Source organism: Tabrizicola sp. T74 (assembly GCF_057219935.1).
The window spans coordinates 384,507-401,749 of record NZ_JBXVVT010000004.1; the positions used below are offsets into that span (position 1 = coordinate 384,507).

At 66.9% G+C, this 17,243-nt stretch carries 15 protein-coding genes and 1 pseudogene; 11 read left to right on the top strand and 5 right to left on the bottom strand.

Annotated features, from left to right (window positions below):
- Positions 1–145: 145 nt before the first annotated feature.
- From lptF to pdxA, 5 genes are all read left to right on the top strand, one after another.
- On the top strand, positions 146–1,258 hold the full coding sequence (lptF, locus tag AC2EAL_RS13980; protein ID WP_484724833.1) for an LPS export ABC transporter permease LptF: 1,113 nt from the start codon (positions 146–148) through the stop codon (positions 1,256–1,258).
- Positions 1,255–2,352 carry an LPS export ABC transporter permease LptG gene (gene lptG, locus AC2EAL_RS13985; protein WP_484724834.1) on the top strand — a complete coding sequence of 366 codons (1,098 nt, stop codon included), beginning with the start codon at positions 1,255–1,257 and terminating at the stop codon, positions 2,350–2,352. Before lptF ends, lptG begins: the two co-directional genes overlap by 4 nt.
- Before the next feature lie 34 nt (positions 2,353–2,386).
- Positions 2,387–4,495, top strand: a complete 2,109-nt coding sequence (locus AC2EAL_RS13990) for an LPS-assembly protein LptD (protein WP_484724835.1) — start codon at positions 2,387–2,389, stop codon at positions 4,493–4,495.
- A 71-nt stretch (positions 4,496–4,566) separates the two neighbouring features.
- Entirely contained in the window at positions 4,567–5,769 is a 1,203-nt protein-coding gene (locus tag AC2EAL_RS13995; protein ID WP_484724836.1) for a peptidylprolyl isomerase, read from the top strand.
- Complete coding sequence (gene pdxA / locus AC2EAL_RS14000) at positions 5,766–6,725, top strand: 4-hydroxythreonine-4-phosphate dehydrogenase PdxA (protein WP_484724837.1); 960 nt, start codon at positions 5,766–5,768, stop codon at positions 6,723–6,725. Before AC2EAL_RS13995 ends, pdxA begins: the two co-directional genes overlap by 4 nt.
- Here the strand turns inward: pdxA and AC2EAL_RS14005 are convergent.
- The 3 genes from AC2EAL_RS14005 to AC2EAL_RS14015 all read right to left on the bottom strand — a co-directional run bounded on the left by AC2EAL_RS14005 (position 6,722) and on the right by AC2EAL_RS14015 (position 8,883).
- Positions 6,722–7,264, bottom strand: a complete 543-nt coding sequence (locus AC2EAL_RS14005) for an RSP_2648 family PIN domain-containing protein (RefSeq protein ID WP_484724838.1) — start codon at positions 7,262–7,264, stop codon at positions 6,722–6,724. The genes pdxA and AC2EAL_RS14005 overlap by 4 nt on opposite strands.
- Positions 7,261–8,478 (bottom strand): RSP_2647 family RNA methyltransferase, encoded by a 1,218-nt coding sequence (locus AC2EAL_RS14010; RefSeq protein ID WP_484724839.1) that lies wholly within the window; start codon positions 8,476–8,478, stop codon positions 7,261–7,263. Before AC2EAL_RS14010 ends, AC2EAL_RS14005 begins: the two co-directional genes overlap by 4 nt.
- 252 nt (positions 8,479–8,730) lie before the next feature.
- Entirely contained in the window at positions 8,731–8,883 is a 153-nt protein-coding gene (locus tag AC2EAL_RS14015) for a hypothetical protein (protein WP_484724840.1), read from the bottom strand.
- 240 nt (positions 8,884–9,123) lie between these two features.
- On the opposite strand from AC2EAL_RS14015, the gene edd reads away from it, so the two are divergent.
- Together edd and AC2EAL_RS14025 are read left to right on the top strand one after the other, a co-directional pair.
- Positions 9,124–10,929 carry a phosphogluconate dehydratase gene (gene edd, locus AC2EAL_RS14020; RefSeq protein WP_484724841.1) on the top strand — a complete coding sequence of 602 codons (1,806 nt, stop codon included), beginning with the start codon at positions 9,124–9,126 and terminating at the stop codon, positions 10,927–10,929.
- Positions 10,930–10,977: 48 nt separating this feature from the next.
- Positions 10,978–11,619 (top strand): bifunctional 4-hydroxy-2-oxoglutarate aldolase/2-dehydro-3-deoxy-phosphogluconate aldolase, encoded by a 642-nt coding sequence (locus AC2EAL_RS14025; protein WP_484724842.1) that lies wholly within the window; start codon positions 10,978–10,980, stop codon positions 11,617–11,619.
- Here the strand turns inward: AC2EAL_RS14025 and AC2EAL_RS14030 are convergent.
- A complete protein-coding gene (locus AC2EAL_RS14030) occupies positions 11,609–11,884 on the bottom strand; it encodes a hypothetical protein (protein WP_484724843.1) in 276 nt (91 codons plus the stop codon). The genes AC2EAL_RS14025 and AC2EAL_RS14030 overlap by 11 nt on opposite strands.
- Entirely contained in the window at positions 11,871–14,657 is a 2,787-nt protein-coding gene (locus tag AC2EAL_RS14035; RefSeq protein WP_484724844.1) for a [protein-PII] uridylyltransferase family protein, read from the bottom strand. The genes AC2EAL_RS14030 and AC2EAL_RS14035 overlap by 14 nt, the downstream gene beginning before the upstream one ends.
- Positions 14,658–14,752: 95 nt before the next feature.
- Between AC2EAL_RS14035 and AC2EAL_RS14040 the strand changes: the two genes are divergently transcribed.
- The 4 genes and pseudogenes from AC2EAL_RS14040 to AC2EAL_RS14055 all read left to right on the top strand — a co-directional run.
- Positions 14,753–15,220 carry a YbaK/EbsC family protein gene (locus AC2EAL_RS14040; protein ID WP_484724845.1) on the top strand — a complete coding sequence of 156 codons (468 nt, stop codon included), beginning with the start codon at positions 14,753–14,755 and terminating at the stop codon, positions 15,218–15,220.
- A gap of 120 nt (positions 15,221–15,340) precedes the next feature.
- Positions 15,341–15,826 (top strand): DUF2852 domain-containing protein, encoded by a 486-nt coding sequence (locus AC2EAL_RS14045; protein ID WP_484724846.1) that lies wholly within the window; start codon positions 15,341–15,343, stop codon positions 15,824–15,826.
- 147 nt (positions 15,827–15,973) lie between these two features.
- Positions 15,974–16,801, top strand: a complete 828-nt coding sequence (locus AC2EAL_RS14050) for an arginyltransferase (RefSeq protein WP_484724847.1) — start codon at positions 15,974–15,976, stop codon at positions 16,799–16,801.
- Positions 16,802–17,173: pseudogene (locus AC2EAL_RS14055) on the top strand (VOC family protein); the annotation flags it as partial. It lies immediately after the preceding gene.
- Positions 17,174–17,243: the final 70 nt, after the last annotated feature.

The window sequence follows — 17,243 nt, forward strand, 5'->3', positions numbered from 1 at the left end:
GGGAATTCCGCGCCTTGCCAAAAGACCGGCGGCGGAGGATTGGCGGGAGGCTACAGCCCAGGCCGCCGATTGGCCAGATAGCAGTTTTCGCCGCCGGGGAATTCCGTTAGGGTCCCCGCAAGATGTAGTAGAGGCCAAGCCGGGCGTGTCTAGATTCGACAGATATCTCTTGTCGCAACTCCTCGCGCTGTTTGGCTTTTTCGCCCTGGTGCTGGTCGCGGTCTACTGGGTCAACCGGGCGGTCGGACTGTTCGACCAGCTGATCGGCGATGGGCAATCGGCGCTGGTGTTCCTGGAGTTCTCGATCCTGACGCTGCCGAACGCGATCCGGCTGGTCCTGCCGGTGGCGGCCTTTGCGGCGACAGTCTACGTCACGAACCGCCTGATGCAGGAATCCGAGCTGGTGGTCATGCAGGCGACCGGCTTTTCCGCCTTCCGCCTGGCACGTCCGGTCCTCTACTTCGGGCTGATCGTGATGGTCATGCACGGCGTCCTGACCAACGTGCTGGTCCCGGCCAGCCAGAAGGTCCTCAGCGAGCGCAGCGCCGAGATTTCGCAGAACGTCACCGCGCGGTTCCTGACCGCCGGGCAGTTCATGCATCCCGCGCAGGGCGTGACGCTCTACATCCGCGAGATCACACCGACGGGCGAGCTTCTTGATCTGTTCCTCTCCGACGAACGCTCTCCCACCGAACGCGCGATCCATTCCGCGCGGAAGGCCTTCCTGGTCCGGGGTGAGGTTGCGCCGAAGCTGGTGATGGTTGACGGCTCGACCCAGATCCTGACGCGGGACGAGGCGCGGATGTCGGTGACGCGGTTTTCCGACTTCACGCTGGATCTGGCGGGCCTTGTCTCGGTCGGTGGGGGCGGGCAGATCGCACTGAACGCCCTGTCGACACCGATCCTGCTGGCCGCCTCGCCCGAGGCCCAGGCCACGACAGGGGCTAGTCCCGAACAGCTACTTGAGGAAGGGCATTCCCGGATAGCCTCGCCGCTATTGTCGGTGGTCGCGCCGCTTATCGGCTTTGCGGCGCTGATGCTGGGCACGTTCTCGCGCTTCGGACTGTGGCGGCAGATGGCGCTGGCCGTCGGCCTCTTGATCGGCGTGCAGCTGGTCTGGACCTGGTCCGGGGCCGTGGCGCTGACGTCGGCCGGAGCCTGGGTGGCGCTTTATCTTGCCCCGTTGGTCGGTATCGCGACGGCTGCCGGCCTTCTGTGGTTTGCACAGCGGCCAAGGCGGCGGAGGGCGTTGGCGTGACGCTGAACCTTTACATCGCGCGGCGGTTTCTGGCGACAGTGGGCAAGGTCTTCCTGATCTTCTTCGCGATCCTTCTGCTGGTCGACATGATCGAGCAGCTGCGGCGGTTTTCCGGCGCGGGGATCGGGTTGGCCGGCGCAGCCGAGCTGTCGCTTCTCAGCGTGCCGGAAACACTGTACCGCATCCTGCCCTTGATCATGGTAATGGGGGCGATTGCCAACTTCCTTGGCCTCGCCCGATCTTCGGAACTGGTCGTGGTCCGCGCCGCCGGACGATCCGGCCTGCGCTTTCTGATGACGCCGCTTCTGGTTTCGGTGGCCCTGGGCCTGCTGGCGGTGGCGCTGTTCAACCCGCTTGTTGCGGCCACGTCCAAGGCCTATGACGACCGCCGGTCCGAGCTGAGCCAGGGCGGTCGTTCGGTGCTGTCGGTTGCCGACACCGGCCTGTGGCTGCGCCAGGGGTCCGAGGATGGGCAGACCGTCATCCAGGCAGCGCGGTCGAACCTGGACGGGACCGAGCTTTTCGGCGTGACCTTTGTCGGCTTCAGCCAGGATGGCACACCGGGGACCCGGGTCGAGGCTGAACGGGCCCGGCTGATCGAAGGTGCCTGGGAATTGACCGGCACCAAGACCTGGGATCTGACCAACCCCAACCCCGAACTGACCGCCGTCGTCGATCCCGGCCCGATCGCCTTGCCCTCCGACCTGACACCGGAACGGATCCGCGACAGTTTCGGCACCCCGTCAGCCATCGGCTTCTGGGACCTTCCCACCTATATCGGCGATCTCGAACGCGCCGGGTTCTCGGCGCAGGCCTACAAGCTCTGGTATCAGATGGAACTGGCGCTGCCGCTTCTGATGGCGGCGATGGTATTGGTGGCTGCCGGTTTCACCATGCGCCATGTCCGGTTCGGCGGCACCGGGCGGATGGTGCTTTATGCACTTCTGGCCGGGTTCGGCTTTTTCTTCCTGCGCAACTTCGCGCAGGCGCTTGGTGACAGCGGCCAGATTCCGGTGTCTCTGGCCGCGTGGAGCCCGCCCATCGCTGCGGTGATGCTGTCTCTGGGCCTCCTGCTGCATCTGGAGGATGGCTGACATGCGCCGCCTTCTTTTGCTACTTTGTCTGTGCTTGACCTTCGCCCTTCCCGGCCGGGCCCAGGACCAGGCGACGCTGGTTTCGGACAGTCTGCAGATTACCGGCGACACCCAACTGATCGCTGATGGCAATGTCGAAGTCTTCTTCAAGGGCCTCCGCCTTAGGGCCAGCCGCATCGTCTTTGACCAGTCGACCAACCGGCTGGAGATCACCGGCCCCATCGTCCTGACCGAACCCACCGGACAGACACTGATCCTTGCCAGCCAGGCCGACCTTGCTGCGGACCTGTCCGAAGGCATCCTGACCAGCGCGCGGCTGGTCCTGAACCAGCAGTTGCAGATGGCCGCGAACCGGATGGTGCGGGTCTCCGGCCGCTACACGGCGCTGCAGTCCGTCGTCGCCTCGTCCTGCAAGGTCTGCGAAGGCGATCCCACGCCGTTGTGGGAAATCCGTGCCCGCCGCGTGGTGCATGACGAGGTGGAACGGCAGATCTACTTTGACCGCGCCCAGTTCCGGCTGGCCGGGGTGCCGGTCATGTACATCCCGCGTCTCCGGATGCCGGACCCAACGTTGAAGCGGGCAACCGGATTCCTGATGCCCTCGATCCGCACGACCTCGGACCTGGGCACCGGGATCAAGGTTCCGTACTTCTTCGTCCTTGGCAAATCCGCCGACCTGACGCTGACCCCCTACCTGACCGCGCGGCAGTCGCAGACCCTGGGCCTGCGCTACCGGCAGGCTTTTGCCACCGGCCAGATCGAGGCGATCGGCTCGGTCACCCGCGACCAGCTGTTCCCCGGCGAAACGCGGGGCTATCTGCGCATGACGGGCAGTTTCACCCTGCCCGAGCGGTTTCTGCTGACCTTTGACGGCCAGACCGTGACCGACCCGGCCTATATGCTGGACTACGGGCTTGGGAATACCGACCTGCTGGACAGCCGGGTGGAGATCAGGCGCACGCGTCGCAACGAACATATCTCGGCCCGGATCATCAGCTTCCAGACGCTCCGCGATGACGAGGTCGACAGCGCGATCCCGTCGCTCGTGGCCGACCTGACCTTTCACCGGCGCTTCTCGCTTGGTCCGCTGGGCGGCGAAGGCGGCCTTCGCCTGCAGACCCACAACCAGTATCGCACATCGGTCAGCCCCCTCGACGGCACGGATAGCGATACGATCCCGGACGGGCGCGACATCGGGCGCATCTCGGCCCGCGTCGACTGGCGGCGCAGTTTCATGCTTCCAGCCGGGATCGAGGCTTCGATCATCGGCGAAGCGACGGCAGATGCCTACCAGATCAGCGGCGACGCCACCTTTGGCGGTGGCACGACGCGAACCCATGGCTCGGCCGGGGTCGAGCTGCGCTGGCCCTGGGTCAAAACGGGAGCGAACGGCGCAAGCCATGTGATCGAACCCGTGGCGCAGTTCATCTATGCCTCGAACACGCTTGAGACCCTGCCGAACGAGGATTCGACCCTTGTCGAATTCGACGAAGGCAGTCTCGTCGCGCTGGACCGCTTTCCCGGCTCGGATGCCGTCGAACGCGGCAGCCGCGTCAATCTGGGCGTGACCTGGACCCGCTACGATCCCGATGGCTGGTCGATGGGGGCAACACTGGGCCGGGTCTACCGCGAGGCCGACCTTGGCCAGTTCGGCCCCGGGTCGGGCTTTGCCGGGGCCAGTTCCGACTGGTTGGCGGCGGTCAACTTCACCTTGGCCGATGGTCTGGCAATAACCGGGCGGCTGGTCCTGGATGACGACCTTGACGTGACCAAGGGCGAGGCGCGGATTTCCCTGAACGGTCCGAAGACGGCGGTCTCAAGTTCGATGATCTGGGCTGTCGCCGATCCGCTGGAAAACCGTCCCGATCCGACGCAGGAATTCACCATCGATGCCCGCCAGCGCGTATCGCCGAACTGGACCGCCAAGTTTTCCGGTCGCTACGATTTTGTCGCCGACCAGGGCACGGTCGCGGGCCTGGGGCTGGAGTTCCTGAACGAATGCATCCGGTTTGATGTTTCCCTCTCGCGTCGGTTCACGTCATCCACTAGTGTAAGCCCGACAACGGATTTCGGCCTGTCCCTGGATCTCGTCGGCTTCGGCAGCGGTGTGACAGGTGGTCCGGCCCGAACCTGCAGGCAGTAGGTGCGGGTGGAACGGGACAGCAGAAACGGCGGGCCAAAGACCCGCGGGATTGAGGAAGAGCGGCGGAAACGATGATTGTCTCGGTTCTGAAACGACAGGCGGCAGCAGTTGCCCTGGGGCTGGTTCTGACGATGCCGGTCATGGCGCAAGACCTGTTCGGCCCCCGGCTTTACGTCAACGACCGGGTCATCACCAACTATGAGGTCGAACAGCGCGCCCTGTTCCTGCGCGTGCTGCGCGCGCCCGGCAATCCCGAGGAAGAAGCGCTGAAGGCGCTGACCGAAGACCGCCTGCGCCAGACCGAAGCCGAACGCTTGGGACTGAAGCTGTCCGAAGAGGAATTGAACACAGGCCTGACCGAATTTGCCTCTCGGGCGAATCTGTCGGTGGACCAGTTCGTGACGGAACTGGGCAAGGCCGGGATCGCCCCGGAAACCTTCCGCGATTTCGTTGCGGCCGGGCTTTTGTGGCGGCAGGTGGTACGGGCGCGCTTCCTGGGCCAGGTGCCGATAACTGAAAACGATGTCGACCGGGCGCTTGAAGCCTCGGCCCGTCCGCGTGCCCTGCAGGTGCTGGCTAGCGAGTTGGTGATCCCCGCACCCGAGGGCCAAGAAGAGGCCGCGATGGCGCAAGCGCAGGAGCTGTCGGACAGCCTGAGCGGCGAAGGCGCCTTTGCCGCCGCCGCGCGCCGCTATTCGGCTGCCCCGACGGCTGGCTCGGGTGGGCGGCTTGACTGGCTGCCGCTCGCCAACCTGCCTGCCGCCATTGGCCAGAAAATCCTTGCGCTTGACGCGGGCGAAGTCTCTGACCCGATTGCCGTGCCGGGGGCTGTCGTCCTGTTCCTTCTGCGTGATGTCGCGATGGACACCACGGCCGAGCCGATCTCGGTCAGCGTCGAATGGGCCGAATTCCTGGTGCCTGACGACGCCGGGGCTGTCGCCGAAATCCTGGCCGCAAGCGATGAGTGCAACGATCTTTACGGTCAGGCCAAGGGACTGCCCGAGGATCGCCTGACCATCACCAAATCCGCGCTGAACGAAGTTCCGGGCGATGTCGCGCTTGAGCTTGCCCGGCTTGATCCCGGCGAAGCCTCTACCGACCTGACCCGGGGCGGCTTCCGGCGGCTTCTGATGCTCTGCGGGCGGGAACAGGTGCTGGACCCGGTCCCGACCCGTGACCAGATCCGCGAACAGGTCATCAACCAGAAGCTTGAAGGGATGGCCGAAGGCTATCTGGAAGAGTTGCGCTCTGCCGCCATCATCCGCGAGCCGTGACCCTACCGATCCTGCTGACTTGTGGCGACCCGGCTGGCATCGGTCCGGAGATTGCGGCCAAGGCTTGGGCGGCGGGCGAGCGGTTTGTCTGGGTCGGCGATCCCCGGCATCTGCCCGCAGGGACCAGCTGGCGTGAAGTTTCCGAAGGCGAAGCCCCGGGCGATGGTGCGCTGGCGGTGCTGCGCCATGACTTCCCCGCACTGGCCACGCCCGGGACCCCGACACCTGCCAATGCAGCCGGGGTTATCGCGGTGATTGAACGCGCGGTTCGGCTGGTCCAGACCGGAAAGGCCGCGGCGATCTGCACGGCACCGATCAACAAGAAGGCCCTGAAGGACGGCGCGGGCTTTGCATTCCCGGGCCATACCGAGTTTCTGGCGCATCTGGCGGGCGTCGACCGGGTGGTCATGATGCTCGCCTGCCCCGGCCTGCGGGTAGTGCCCGCGACGATCCACATTCCCCTGGCCGAGGTACCGATAGCCCTGACCGAGGAGTTGCTGGAACACACGATCCGCATCACCCACGCGGCGCTGATCCGCGATTTCGGCATTCCGGCCCCTCGTATTGCTGTGGCCGGGCTGAACCCGCATGCCGGGGAAGGCGGCGCGATGGGCTGGGAGGAAGAGCGGATGATCCGCCCTCTGCTTGCCCGCCTTGCGGGTGAAGGGCTTTCGGTGACAGGCCCCTGGTCAGCCGACACCATGTTCCACGCCGCAGCACGGGCCGGATATGACGCGGCGGTCTGCGCCTATCACGACCAGGCGCTGATCCCGATCAAGACCATCGACTTTGCCGGGGGTGTCAACGTGACGCTCGGCCTGCCCTTCGTGCGCACCTCGCCCGACCATGGCACCGCCTATGACATCGCCGGAAAGGGCCTTGCAGACCCCGCCAGCCTGATCGCCGCCCTGCTCCTGGCGCAAGAGATGGCGGCCACCCGTGCTGCCGGGCCTTAGGCCCCCAGCGCCTTCGCCAACCGATAGAGCCGCGCGCGCTTGAGCAAAGCCTTCAATGCAACCGGTTGGCCCGAGATCGCCTCGGCCTTGGCCCGCACCGCCTCGACGATTCCCGCCATGACGTCGGGGGCGCCTGACTGCAGCTCCCACAGGAACCCATCGGGATCGCGGCGGGCGATGCCTTCGGCGGCCAGCACGTGGCCCGGAAAATCCTGCGCGTTGAAGGTGACTATGAAATCCGCCCCACTGGCAATCGCGCTGGCCAGGACATGGCGGTCGTTCGGATCGGGCAGGATCAGCCGGGCCTCGATCTCGGGATGTTCGCGCTCCAACCCACGCGGGAAAGCCGCGCGCAAGGTCGCCGCCTCGCCTTCGGCAATCGCTGGGGCTTCGGGACCAAGCTTTGACGTCGCCAGCACCCACTCCCGCAGGATGCGGTCGGAAAAGACCGGCTGATAGAGCCCCGCCTCACCCGCCCCCTGCAGGATTTCGCGCAGGACGGTCGGATACAACACGCAGGCGTCGAGAACCGCCTTCATCCGTCCAGCCGGAAGGTTAGCGCCTTGAGGTACGAGCTTTCGGCGAGTTGCGGCAGCACCGGATGGTCCGGCCCGGCGAACCCCGTATGGATGATCTGTCCCCGCCGCCCACCGCGACCGATGCCCCGCGCGCTGGCATTGCGGAAGGCCTGCAGGTCCGCTGCATGAGAGCAGGAGCAAAGGACCAGGTAGCCCCCCGGCGCCACCAGCGGCGCGGCAAGCCGAGCGATCCGCTCATAGGCCCTGAGGCCCGCTTCCAGCGCCGGTTTTGCAGGCGCAAAGGCGGGCGGGTCGCAGATCACCAGAGCGAACCGCGCGCTTTCGGTCCCCAGGGCCTCCAGGACCTCGAAGGCATCGCCCTGCCGCGTAGCGAACCTGTCACCGAATCCCGAGGCCTGCGCCCCCTGCCCCGCCAGGTCCAGCGCCGCGGCTGAAGCATCGACGGCCAGCGCCGAAACGGCGCCATGGGCCAGGGCCGCCAGAGCAAAGCCGCCGACATGCGAAAAGACATCCAGTACGCGCGCGCCATGGGCCAACCGGGCGGCAAAGCCATGGTTTTCCCGCTGATCGAAGAAAAGGCCGGTCTTCTGCCCCCCCAACAGGTCAGCCATATAGATCGCCCCGTTCATCGGCACCGGCACCGGCCCGACCGGCGCGGGCCCATGGATCACCGCCATCTCCTCGGCCAGTCCCTCCAGCCCCCGCGCGCGGCCTGATCCGTTCTTGATGACCGTCTTGACGCCCGTCACCGCGACCAGGGCCGCCACCAGCGGTTGCAGCAGCTCCTCGGCCCAGGCGGCATTTGGCTGGATGACCGCGACATCGCCGAACCGGTCGATGACCACGCCCGGCAGGCCGTCGGATTCGGCATGGACCAGCCGGTAGAACGGCTGCGGATAAAGCCGCGCGCGATGCGCCAGTGCCCGGCCGATCCGGGCCGCAAACCAGGCCTCATCCACCTGCGCCCCCGGGTCGCGGTCCAGCATCCGCGCGATGATCTTCGACCGGGTGTTGACCGTGACCAGCCCCAGAGGCCGCCGCTCGCCATCTTCCAGCACCGCCAGCGCCCCGGGGGCCAGCGCCTGGGTGCGTCGGTCGGTCACCAGTTCGTCGGCATAGACCCAGGGAAAGCCGTGCCGGATCGCGCGCGCCTCGGCCTTCGGCTTCAGCCGCACCACCGGCAGACCCCGGTCGGTCACCTCGTTCGCAGTCATATTCCCCCCGTGGCCAGTGCTTCCGGCCCGCATAGCCGCTTTCGGGCTGGCCCGGAAGGGCAAGCTCAACTACGCGAAGTGTAAGTCATGTGCCGGACATCCGGGCACTACGTCAGCCGCGAAACGCAACAGGGCCTGACAGGATGTGTCAGGCCCGTGCAACATCAAATGGAACGGAACGCAACAAACGGCCTCGCGCCCGATCAGTCACTCGTAAACTCAGGACACCACGCCGAGGCGCGGCCTTGACCGTTACTCGGCGGTCGCAATCGCATAGGCCGCTGCACGGTCCAGCGCGCCCGCGGGGCTCGGCTTCGTGGACAGCGAAGCGGGTGCAGCAAACACGGTCGCGGCAACCAGAACACCGGCGAAGGCAGCCGGAACGAGGATCGAGAGGTTCTTCATGGCTTGGAATCTCCAGCAGGCAGCGACAATGTGGTTAAGATTGCACAGGCTGTTTGGCAGCAGTTGGGCGTGGAGCAGCAGAGATTCGGCCGAGATTTGGGTTTTCCTGTGCCATTCGGTCCGTCCCGGCATCATTGCCGGCATAGGGCAGGCATTGATGCCGGTCAGGCCTTGAATAGACTGTTGTTAGCGCTAACACATGATGCTATAGCCGCCGCATCATAGATCCAAGGGGACGCCATGACGCTACATCGTGCTGTCGCACAGGTGACCGACCGCATTCGGGCCCGCTCAACCGATGCCCGCGGCGCCTATCTGGAGCGTCTGGGGAAGGCAGTGTCCAACGGCCCGGTGCGCGCGCATCTCAGCTGCGGCAACCAGGCGCATGCCTATGCCGCGATGGGGGTGGACAAGGATGCGCTGGTCGCGGCCAAGGTGCCGAACCTGGGGATCATCACTGCCTACAACGACATGTTGTCAGCGCACCAGCCGTTCGAACGCTATCCCGACCTGATCCGCGCCGCGGCGGCGAAGGCCGGGGTCACCGTCCAGGTCGCGGGCGGCGTGCCGGCGATGTGCGACGGCGTCACCCAGGGCCAGCCGGGGATGGAGCTGTCGCTCTTCTCCCGCGATGTGATTGCGCTCGCCGCTGGGGTGGCGATGTCGCACAACTGCTTTGATGCAGCCCTGTATCTCGGGGTCTGCGACAAGATCGTCCCGGGTCTCATCATGGCCGCCGCCACCTTCGGCCATGTCCCCGCCGTCTTTGTCCCCGCAGGCCCGATGACCAGCGGCATCCCGAACGACCAGAAGTCCAAGGTCCGCAACGCCTATGCCGAGGGCCGCGCCACGCGGGAAGAGCTGATGGCCGCCGAGATGGCCAGCTACCACGGCCCCGGCACCTGCACCTTTTACGGCACCGCGAACACCAACCAGATGTTGATGGAGTTCATGGGCCTCCACCTGCCGGGCGCAAGCTTCGTGAACCCCGGCACGCCCCTGCGTGAGGCGCTGACCACCGCTGCCGTCGAACGCGCCGCCGCAATCACCGCGCTTGGCAACGATTTCCGCCCGGCGGGCGAGATCCTGGACGAACGCGCCTATGTGAACGGCATCGTCGGGCTGATGGCGACGGGCGGGTCGACGAACCTGGTCCTGCACCTGCCCGCCATGGCGCGCGCGTCCGGGGTGCTGCTTGATCTGCAGGATTTTGCCGACCTCAGCGAAGCGGTGCCGCTGCTGGCCAAGGTCTATCCGAACGGCCTGGCCGACGTGAACCACTTCCACGCCGCCGGGGGCCTGCAGTTCCTGATCGGTCAGCTTTTGGACGCAGGCCTCCTGCACCCCGACGCCAAGACGGTGGCGGGCGATGGCCTCTCCACCTACCGCCAGGAACCCGTGCTGCAGGATGGCCGCCTCGCCTGGCGCGACGGGCCGAAGGCGAGCCTGAACGACAAGATCGTCCGGCCCGCAGCCGACCCCTTCGCGCCGCAGGGTGGGTTGAAGCTTCTTGAAGGCAACCTCGGAAAGGGCGTCATCAAGGTCTCTGCCGTCGCGCCTGAACGCCATGTCATCGAAGCCCCGGCCCGCATCTTCCATTCGCAGGACGCGGTGAAAGCCGCCTTCAAGGCGGGCGAGTTCACATCGGACACCGTCGTCGTCGTCCGCTTCCAGGGGCCGCAGGCGAACGGGATGCCGGAACTGCATTCGCTGACCCCTACCCTCTCGGTCCTGCAGGATCGCGGCCTCAAGGTCGCACTGGTAACCGACGGCCGGATGTCGGGTGCCAGCGGAAAGGTCCCCGCCGCGATCCATGTCGCACCCGAAGCCGCCGCGGGCGGGCCACTGGCCAGATTGCGTGATGGCGACATCGTGCGGCTGGACGCTGTGGCTGGGACGCTGACCGTCCTTGCCGCCGACTTCGACAGCCGCACGCCGGTTTTGGCGGACCTGTCGGCCAATGAATACGGCATCGGGCGCGAGCTTTTCGCTGCGTTCCGCCGCAACGTCGGGTCTGCCGACACCGGCGCCGCCCTCGTTCTGTGACATTTGTAGTGTGGGCAGATTGCCCACCGCCGCCTGAAGGACACTCTCATGACTCCCGCCCAGCAATCCGTCAAAGCTGCTGAAATCTGCCGTCTCGCCCCCGTGGTCCCGGTCCTGGTCATCGAAGACCTCGCCCATGCCAAACCGCTGGCCGAGGCGCTGGTCGCCGGGGGCCTGCCCGCCCTGGAAGTGACCCTGCGCACGCCCGTGGCGCTGGACGCGATCCGGGCAATGGCCGAGGTGCCGGGCGGCGTCGTGGGCGCGGGGACGCTGCTGACCCCCGCGGATGTCAAGGCCGCCAAGGCCGCCGGCGCGACCTTTGGCGTCTCTCCCGGTGCCACCAACCGCATCATCGCGGCTTGCGAGGATGAGGGTCTGCCCCTCCTCCCCGGTGCCGCCACGGCGACCGAGATCATGCTGCTTCTGGAAAAGGGCTATACGGTGCAGAAGTTCTTCCCGGCCGAACAGGCGGGGGGTGCTGCGTACCTGAAGTCCATCGGCTCACCCATTCCGCAGGTCAAGTTCTGCCCCACCGGTGGCATCAGCCTGAAGATCGCGCCGGACTACCTAGCGCTGAAGAACATCCTCTGCGTCGGCGGCAGCTGGGTTGCCCCGAAAGAGGCGATGGCGAAGGGCGACTGGGCCGAGGTCACGCGTCTGGCACGCGAAGCTGCTTCCCTCAGCCGCTAAGGCTCTGCCGTCCGATCCGCCCGCCCCGACGACGCGGCACGGCGGGTGCGGCCAGCGCCTCGCGCAACACGCTCGACATCGGATGGTCCGGCGCGGGCGTCGCATAGGTGGCAATCAGCACCTGGACCGAGTCGGCCACCGACTGCCCGACCGGGATCGACAGTGCCCAGTCCATGAAGATCGACCGGCATTCGCCAAGGCTGATGCCGTCGATCCGGTAGCTTTCCCGCACCAGCCCCTTCGGGTCCGCTTCAGCCAGATCCATCCCCCGCCCCTTCCTTCGCGCGCCCAACCAGCCGGTCGACTGCCGCCTCTGCCGTTGCGATCGCCTGCGCCAGCATCCCCGCCAGCGCCGCCGCATCCGCCGCACCCACCTCGCGCAGGATGAAGCTGCGGCCGCCCTCGCCGATGCTGTCGAACTCCAGCGCCCGGTCGCCCAGCAGTCGCGCCGCCGCATGCAGACGCCAGAACAGCCTGTAGGCAGAGGTCAGCCGCTGCACGTCCGAATCCGGCATCACAGCGCCCGCCGCCGCCAGTTGCCGCTCGACACTCCGCGCCGGAGAGCCCGCCAGCAGAGCACAGGTCTGGGCCGCAAGCTCCACATCCATCATCCGCCCCGGACCGTTCTTCGCGTCCCAGTCCCCTTGCGCGGGCTTGGCCGCCTGCAGCCGTGCCCGCATCTCGGCCACATCGCCGCGCACGGTCGCACCGCTGCCCTTCGCCGCCAGCAGGCTGCGACGGAAGGCCTCGACCTCACCGCCCAGGGTAGGCTCCCCCACCAGCACCCGGGCGCGGGTCAGGGCCAGATGCTCCCAAGTCCAGGCCTCGGTCTCCTGATAAGTGGTAAAGCTTTGCAGGCTGGTCGCCACCGGCCCCGCCCGCCCGGAAGGCCGCAGCCGCATGTCGACCTCATAAAGCCGCCCCTCCGGCATCTGTGCCGTCAGGGCCGTGACCAGCGACTGGGTGAGCCGCGAATAATAGGGCCGCGTCGCCAAGGGGCGCGGACCGTCCGAGGTCTCGACCCCCTCCGCGTCATAGATCACGATCAGGTCCAGGTCCGACCCCGCGTTCAACCGCGCCACGCCCATTGAGCCCATGCCCAGCACGACGGCCCCCCGGCCCGGCATCGGCCCATGCTTGCGGGCGAAATCGGCAGACACCTCGCCCCAGATCACGCCCACCACCGCCTCGGCCAGGTCGGCGTACTGCTTGCCCGCCTCGAATCCATCGACCAGCCCGCGCAGGTGGTGGACGCCGACGCGGAAGTGCCATTCCTTCATCCAGCGCCGCGCCATGTCGAGCCGCGCCTCGTAGTCAGTGGCCAACCCCAGCCGCGCCGCCAGGTCCGCCCGCAGCCCCGCCATCCCCGGCCAGTCGCCCCAGAAACTGCCGCCGATCACCCCGTCCAGGACGCTCGCGTTCCGCGAAAGATAACGGGCAAGGCCCGGGGCCGATCCGGCGATGTCGACGATCAGCTCGATCAGCGTCGGGTTCGCCTCGAACAGCGAGAAGATCTGCACCCCCGCCGGCAGGCCCGCCAGGAACCCGTCCAACGCCACGAGCGCCTCGTCGGGGTTCGCTGCGCGGGACAATTCGCGCAAGAGACGCGGCCGCAGCCTGCGGAAGATCGCCTGCGCCCGGTCGGACCGCAACGCCGGATAGCTTTCCCAAGCCTTGGTGATCTCGCGCGCGGTCTCGGACAGGTCCGGCACCGCCTCGGTCGCGGCAGGCGAGAAGAAGCCTTCCGTCAGCCGGTCGGTGCGTGCCAGCCGATCCAGAAGGTCACGCCGGAACGTGGCCTCATCCTGTCCGCAGAACGCCGCGATCCGCGCAACGCCCTCGGCCGTCGTCGGCATCGAGTGGGTCTGCGCGTCGTTGACCATCTGCAGCCGATGTTCCACCTCGCGGTGCGCGCGGTACAGGTCGGTCAGCTCCCCCGACACCTCGGACGGAACCCAACTCCGTTCGGCAAGGGCCGCCAGCCCGCCCACCGTGGTCCGATCCCGCAAACCGGGATCACGTCCCCCGGCGATCAGCTGCCGGGTCTGGGTGAAGAATTCGATCTCGCGGATGCCTCCGGCCCCGAGTTTCATGTTGTGGCCCTCGACCGTGATCGGCCCGTGCAACCCTCGGTGGTCGCGGATGCGCAGGCGCATGTCGTGGGCGTCCTGGATCGCCACGAAGTCCAGATGCTTGCGCCAGACGAAGGGGGTCAGGGTCTTCAGGAACCGCTCGCCCGCCGCAAGGTCACCGCCACAGGGCCGGGCCTTAATGTAGGCCGCGCGTTCCCAGGTCCGCCCCTCAGCCTCGTAATAGGCCTCGGCAGCGGCCATCGACAGGCAAACCGGGGTGACGCTGGCATCGGGGCGCAGCCGCAGGTCGGAGCGGAAGACATAGCCGTCGGTCGCGTCCGACAAGATCGCCGTCATCCGCCGGGTGACTTTGATGAAGGACGCCCGCGCCTCCTGCTCCTCGCCCGGATAGCGGGTTTCGTCGAACAGGCAAATGAGGTCGATGTCGGAAGAATAGTTCAGCTCCCCCGCCCCCATCTTCCCCATCGCCAGCGCCACCATCCCCCCCGCCGTCGCCGCGTCGTCGGGCGTGGCCCCGGGCAGCTTGCCGCGCCGGATTTCCTCCGCCACCAGCGAGGTCAGCGACAGATGTACCGCCTTGTCCGCCAGCCGGGTCAGCGCGGCGGTCACCTGTTCCAGCGTCCAGACCCCGCCCAGGTCGCACAAAGCCGCCAGAAGCGCCACACGCCGCTTTGCCTCGCGCAGGGCCAGCGGCAGAGTCTCTGTACCCAGACCATCCGCCGCGACCAGCGTTGCCTCCAGTGCGGCCTCAGGCGCTTCCACGGCCTCGCGCAGCCAATCCGCCTCGCGCAGCATCAAGCCGCGCAGGTAGGGGCTGCAGGCGGCGGTCGCGGAGAGAAGCTCCATCACCGGCGGCTGGAAGCCGTCCAGGTCGGCGCGCAGTCCGGCAGCGGCATCACGGTCGAAGGGAATGGGCAGGCGGGTGAGGCGGGCGGCAAGGGTCATGGCGCGACCTTGCGGCGGCAGGGTCGAAGGGTCAACACCTGCCGGATTGACCGGGGGGCAGTCACTCGCTTAGCTGCCGGAAACCGGAGGTGAAGATGTCGAAATCCCTGGCCCGCGTGACCGCCGCTTTGCAGGCCGCCGGTATCGCCTCGGTCCCGGTCGAGGCGAAGGGCGAAATCCGCACCGCCGAGGCGGCTGCAGCCGATGCGGGCGTTCAGGTCGACCAGATCGTCAAGTCGATCCTGTTCCAGGGGACCAGCGGTCGGTTGTTCCTGTTCCTCACCGCAGGCGGCAACCGGGTAGATGCCAGCAAGGCCGCCGCACTGGCGGGTGAGCCCCTGTCGCGGGCCGAGGTAGAGGTGGTGCGCGCCGTCACCGGCTTTGCCATCGGGGGCGTGGCACCGCTTGGCCAACTGACCCCGCTTCCCACCTTCCTTGACCCCCGGCTCCTCGACTTTGCCGTGGTCTGGGCCGCCGCCGGGACCCCGCGCCACATGTTCTCGGTCGCACCGCAGGCCTTGGCCACAGCAACGGGCGCGACGGTCGCCAGCTTCACCGGATAGGCGGAAAGAAGCCTATCCCTGGCCAATGTGAATTTTCTTTACATACCCCCTTGCAGACGTGCCAGACTGGGTCCATCTTCCCCCATGTGAAAAGCATTCACATCAAATGGAGACCCGCCGATGACCACCTCTACCGACACCGCCCGGATTGGCGGGTTCCGCAGCGCCCTCTATCGCAGCGAAGACTGGCTCGATGCCCGGGGCAAATGGGCCTGGATCGCCGCAATGGTCCTGGGCTTCGTCATCTTCTGGCCCGTGGGGCTTGCCCTTCTGGCCTACATGATCTGGGGAAAGAAAATGTTCTCACCTTCCTGCGCCTCGCGCCGCTCGCACGCCCACGGGCATGACCACCACTGGGGCCGCCATGCCATGCGCGCCGCCCAGGCGACCGGCAACCGCGCTTTCGACGACTACAAGGCCCAGGCCCTGCGCCGCCTGGAAGAGGAACAGGAAGCCTTCGAGGCCTTCCTGCAGCGCCTGCGCACTTCGAAGGACAAGACCGAGTTCGACGCCTTCATGGAAGACCGCGCCCGTGCCAACGCCGCCCAGGATGCGACCGAGACCCCGGCGAAACCCGAAGGCGAGGCCCGGCCCGGCGAATACTGATCCGGTCCGGCCTAACCACGGCCTGATGCAATTCCGCCCCATTCCGCAAGCCGCGGGATGGGGCGTTTGCCATCTCTGCACTGCCCCCTTGGCGGAACGGTCCGGGCTTGTTAGCATCCCTCCCATTCCGATCCTTCATGTCTGCAGATGCGCCACTCGTTACCTCTGACGCCCCAGTTCTACGTGACGGCGCCCCAGCCCTGCCCCTACTTACCGGGCCGGATGGAGCGGAAGCTGTTTACCGCGCTGCAGGGCGAACATGCGCAGAAGCTGAACGACACCTTATCCAAGCAGGGCTTTCGCCGCAGCCAGAACGTGCTGTACCGCCCCTCCTGCGCAGAATGTTCGGCCTGCCTTTCCGCCCGGATCCGGGTTGCCGACTTCGAACCCTCGCGCACGCAGAAACGCGTCCAGAAGCGGCTGTCGCACTTACGTCGCAACGCGACCAGCCCCTGGGCCACCGAGGACCAGTTCGCGCTGTTCCGCCGCTATCTGGACCATCGCCACGCCGATGGCGGCATGGCCGACATGGACATCTTCGAATTCGCCGCGATGATCGAGGAAACCCCGATCAAGTCCCGCGTCATCGAATACACCCGCCCCCCGCATGAGGGAGAGCGTGGCCGCCCCCTCGTCGCGGTCTGCCTGACCGATGTCTTCGATGACGGGCTGTCGATGGTCTACAGCTTCTACGACCCCGCGTTCACCGGGCTCAGCCTTGGGACCCACGTCATCCTGGACCATGTCGCCATCGCGCGTGAGGCCGGGTTGCCTTACGTCTACCTGGGCTACTGGGTCCCCGGCAGCCGCAAGATGGGCTACAAGGCCGGTTTCTCGGCGCTGGAAATCTACAAGGGCGGCGAATGGGTGCCGATGGGGGACGCCGCCAGCCACTGCGCCGACCTGCACCCGCTTTCGGTTGACCCGATCGCCGAACAGGTCGCGCGGATCAGCCTGCCCGACACCCGCCTGTAAGTGCCCGCCCGCATTTCCGCCATCGCGCTCGTCGTGCCGGATTACGATGCGGCCATCGCCTTCTATGTGGGCAAGCTTGGCTTTCGCCTGACCGAAGACATCGACCAGGGCCGTAAGCGCTGGGTCACGGTGGAACCCCCGGGCGGCGGCACGCGCCTGGTCCTCGCCCGGGCCGAGGGACCGGCTCAGCAGGCCGCCATCGGTAACCAGGCCGGAGGGCGCGTCTTCCTGTTCCTGCAGACCGACGACTTCGCCCGCGACCATGCCGCGATGCTGGCCGCAGGGGTCACTTTCGAGGAAGAACCGCGGCATGAGCCATACGGCAGCGTCGCCGTCTGGCGCGACCCGTTCGGCAACCGCTGGGACCTGATCGGCCCGCCCGCGGCTGATCTCGGGGCCGGACTTTTCGAAAAGTCCGGTCTGATTTCTTCGAAGAAATCGC

Coding starts and splice junctions, on each gene's coding strand:
- AC2EAL_RS13995 (WP_484724836.1), top strand. CDS start 4,567: ATGATTGTCTCGGTTCTGAAACGACAGGCGGCAGCAGTTGCCCTGGGG.
- AC2EAL_RS14005 (WP_484724838.1), bottom strand. CDS start 7,264: ATGAAGGCGGTTCTCGACGCCTGCGTGTTGTATCCGACCGTCCTGCGC.
- AC2EAL_RS14010 (WP_484724839.1), bottom strand. CDS start 8,478: ATGACTGCGAACGAGGTGACCGACCGGGGTCTGCCGGTGGTGCGGCTG.
- AC2EAL_RS14015 (WP_484724840.1), bottom strand. CDS start 8,883: ATGAAGAACCTCTCGATCCTCGTTCCGGCTGCCTTCGCCGGTGTTCTG.
- edd (WP_484724841.1), top strand. CDS start 9,124: ATGACGCTACATCGTGCTGTCGCACAGGTGACCGACCGCATTCGGGCC.
- AC2EAL_RS14025 (WP_484724842.1), top strand. CDS start 10,978: ATGACTCCCGCCCAGCAATCCGTCAAAGCTGCTGAAATCTGCCGTCTC.
- AC2EAL_RS14030 (WP_484724843.1), bottom strand. CDS start 11,884: ATGGATCTGGCTGAAGCGGACCCGAAGGGGCTGGTGCGGGAAAGCTAC.
- AC2EAL_RS14035 (WP_484724844.1), bottom strand. CDS start 14,657: ATGACCCTTGCCGCCCGCCTCACCCGCCTGCCCATTCCCTTCGACCGT.
- AC2EAL_RS14040 (WP_484724845.1), top strand. CDS start 14,753: ATGTCGAAATCCCTGGCCCGCGTGACCGCCGCTTTGCAGGCCGCCGGT.
- AC2EAL_RS14045 (WP_484724846.1), top strand. CDS start 15,341: ATGACCACCTCTACCGACACCGCCCGGATTGGCGGGTTCCGCAGCGCC.
- AC2EAL_RS14050 (WP_484724847.1), top strand. CDS start 15,974: ATGCGCCACTCGTTACCTCTGACGCCCCAGTTCTACGTGACGGCGCCC.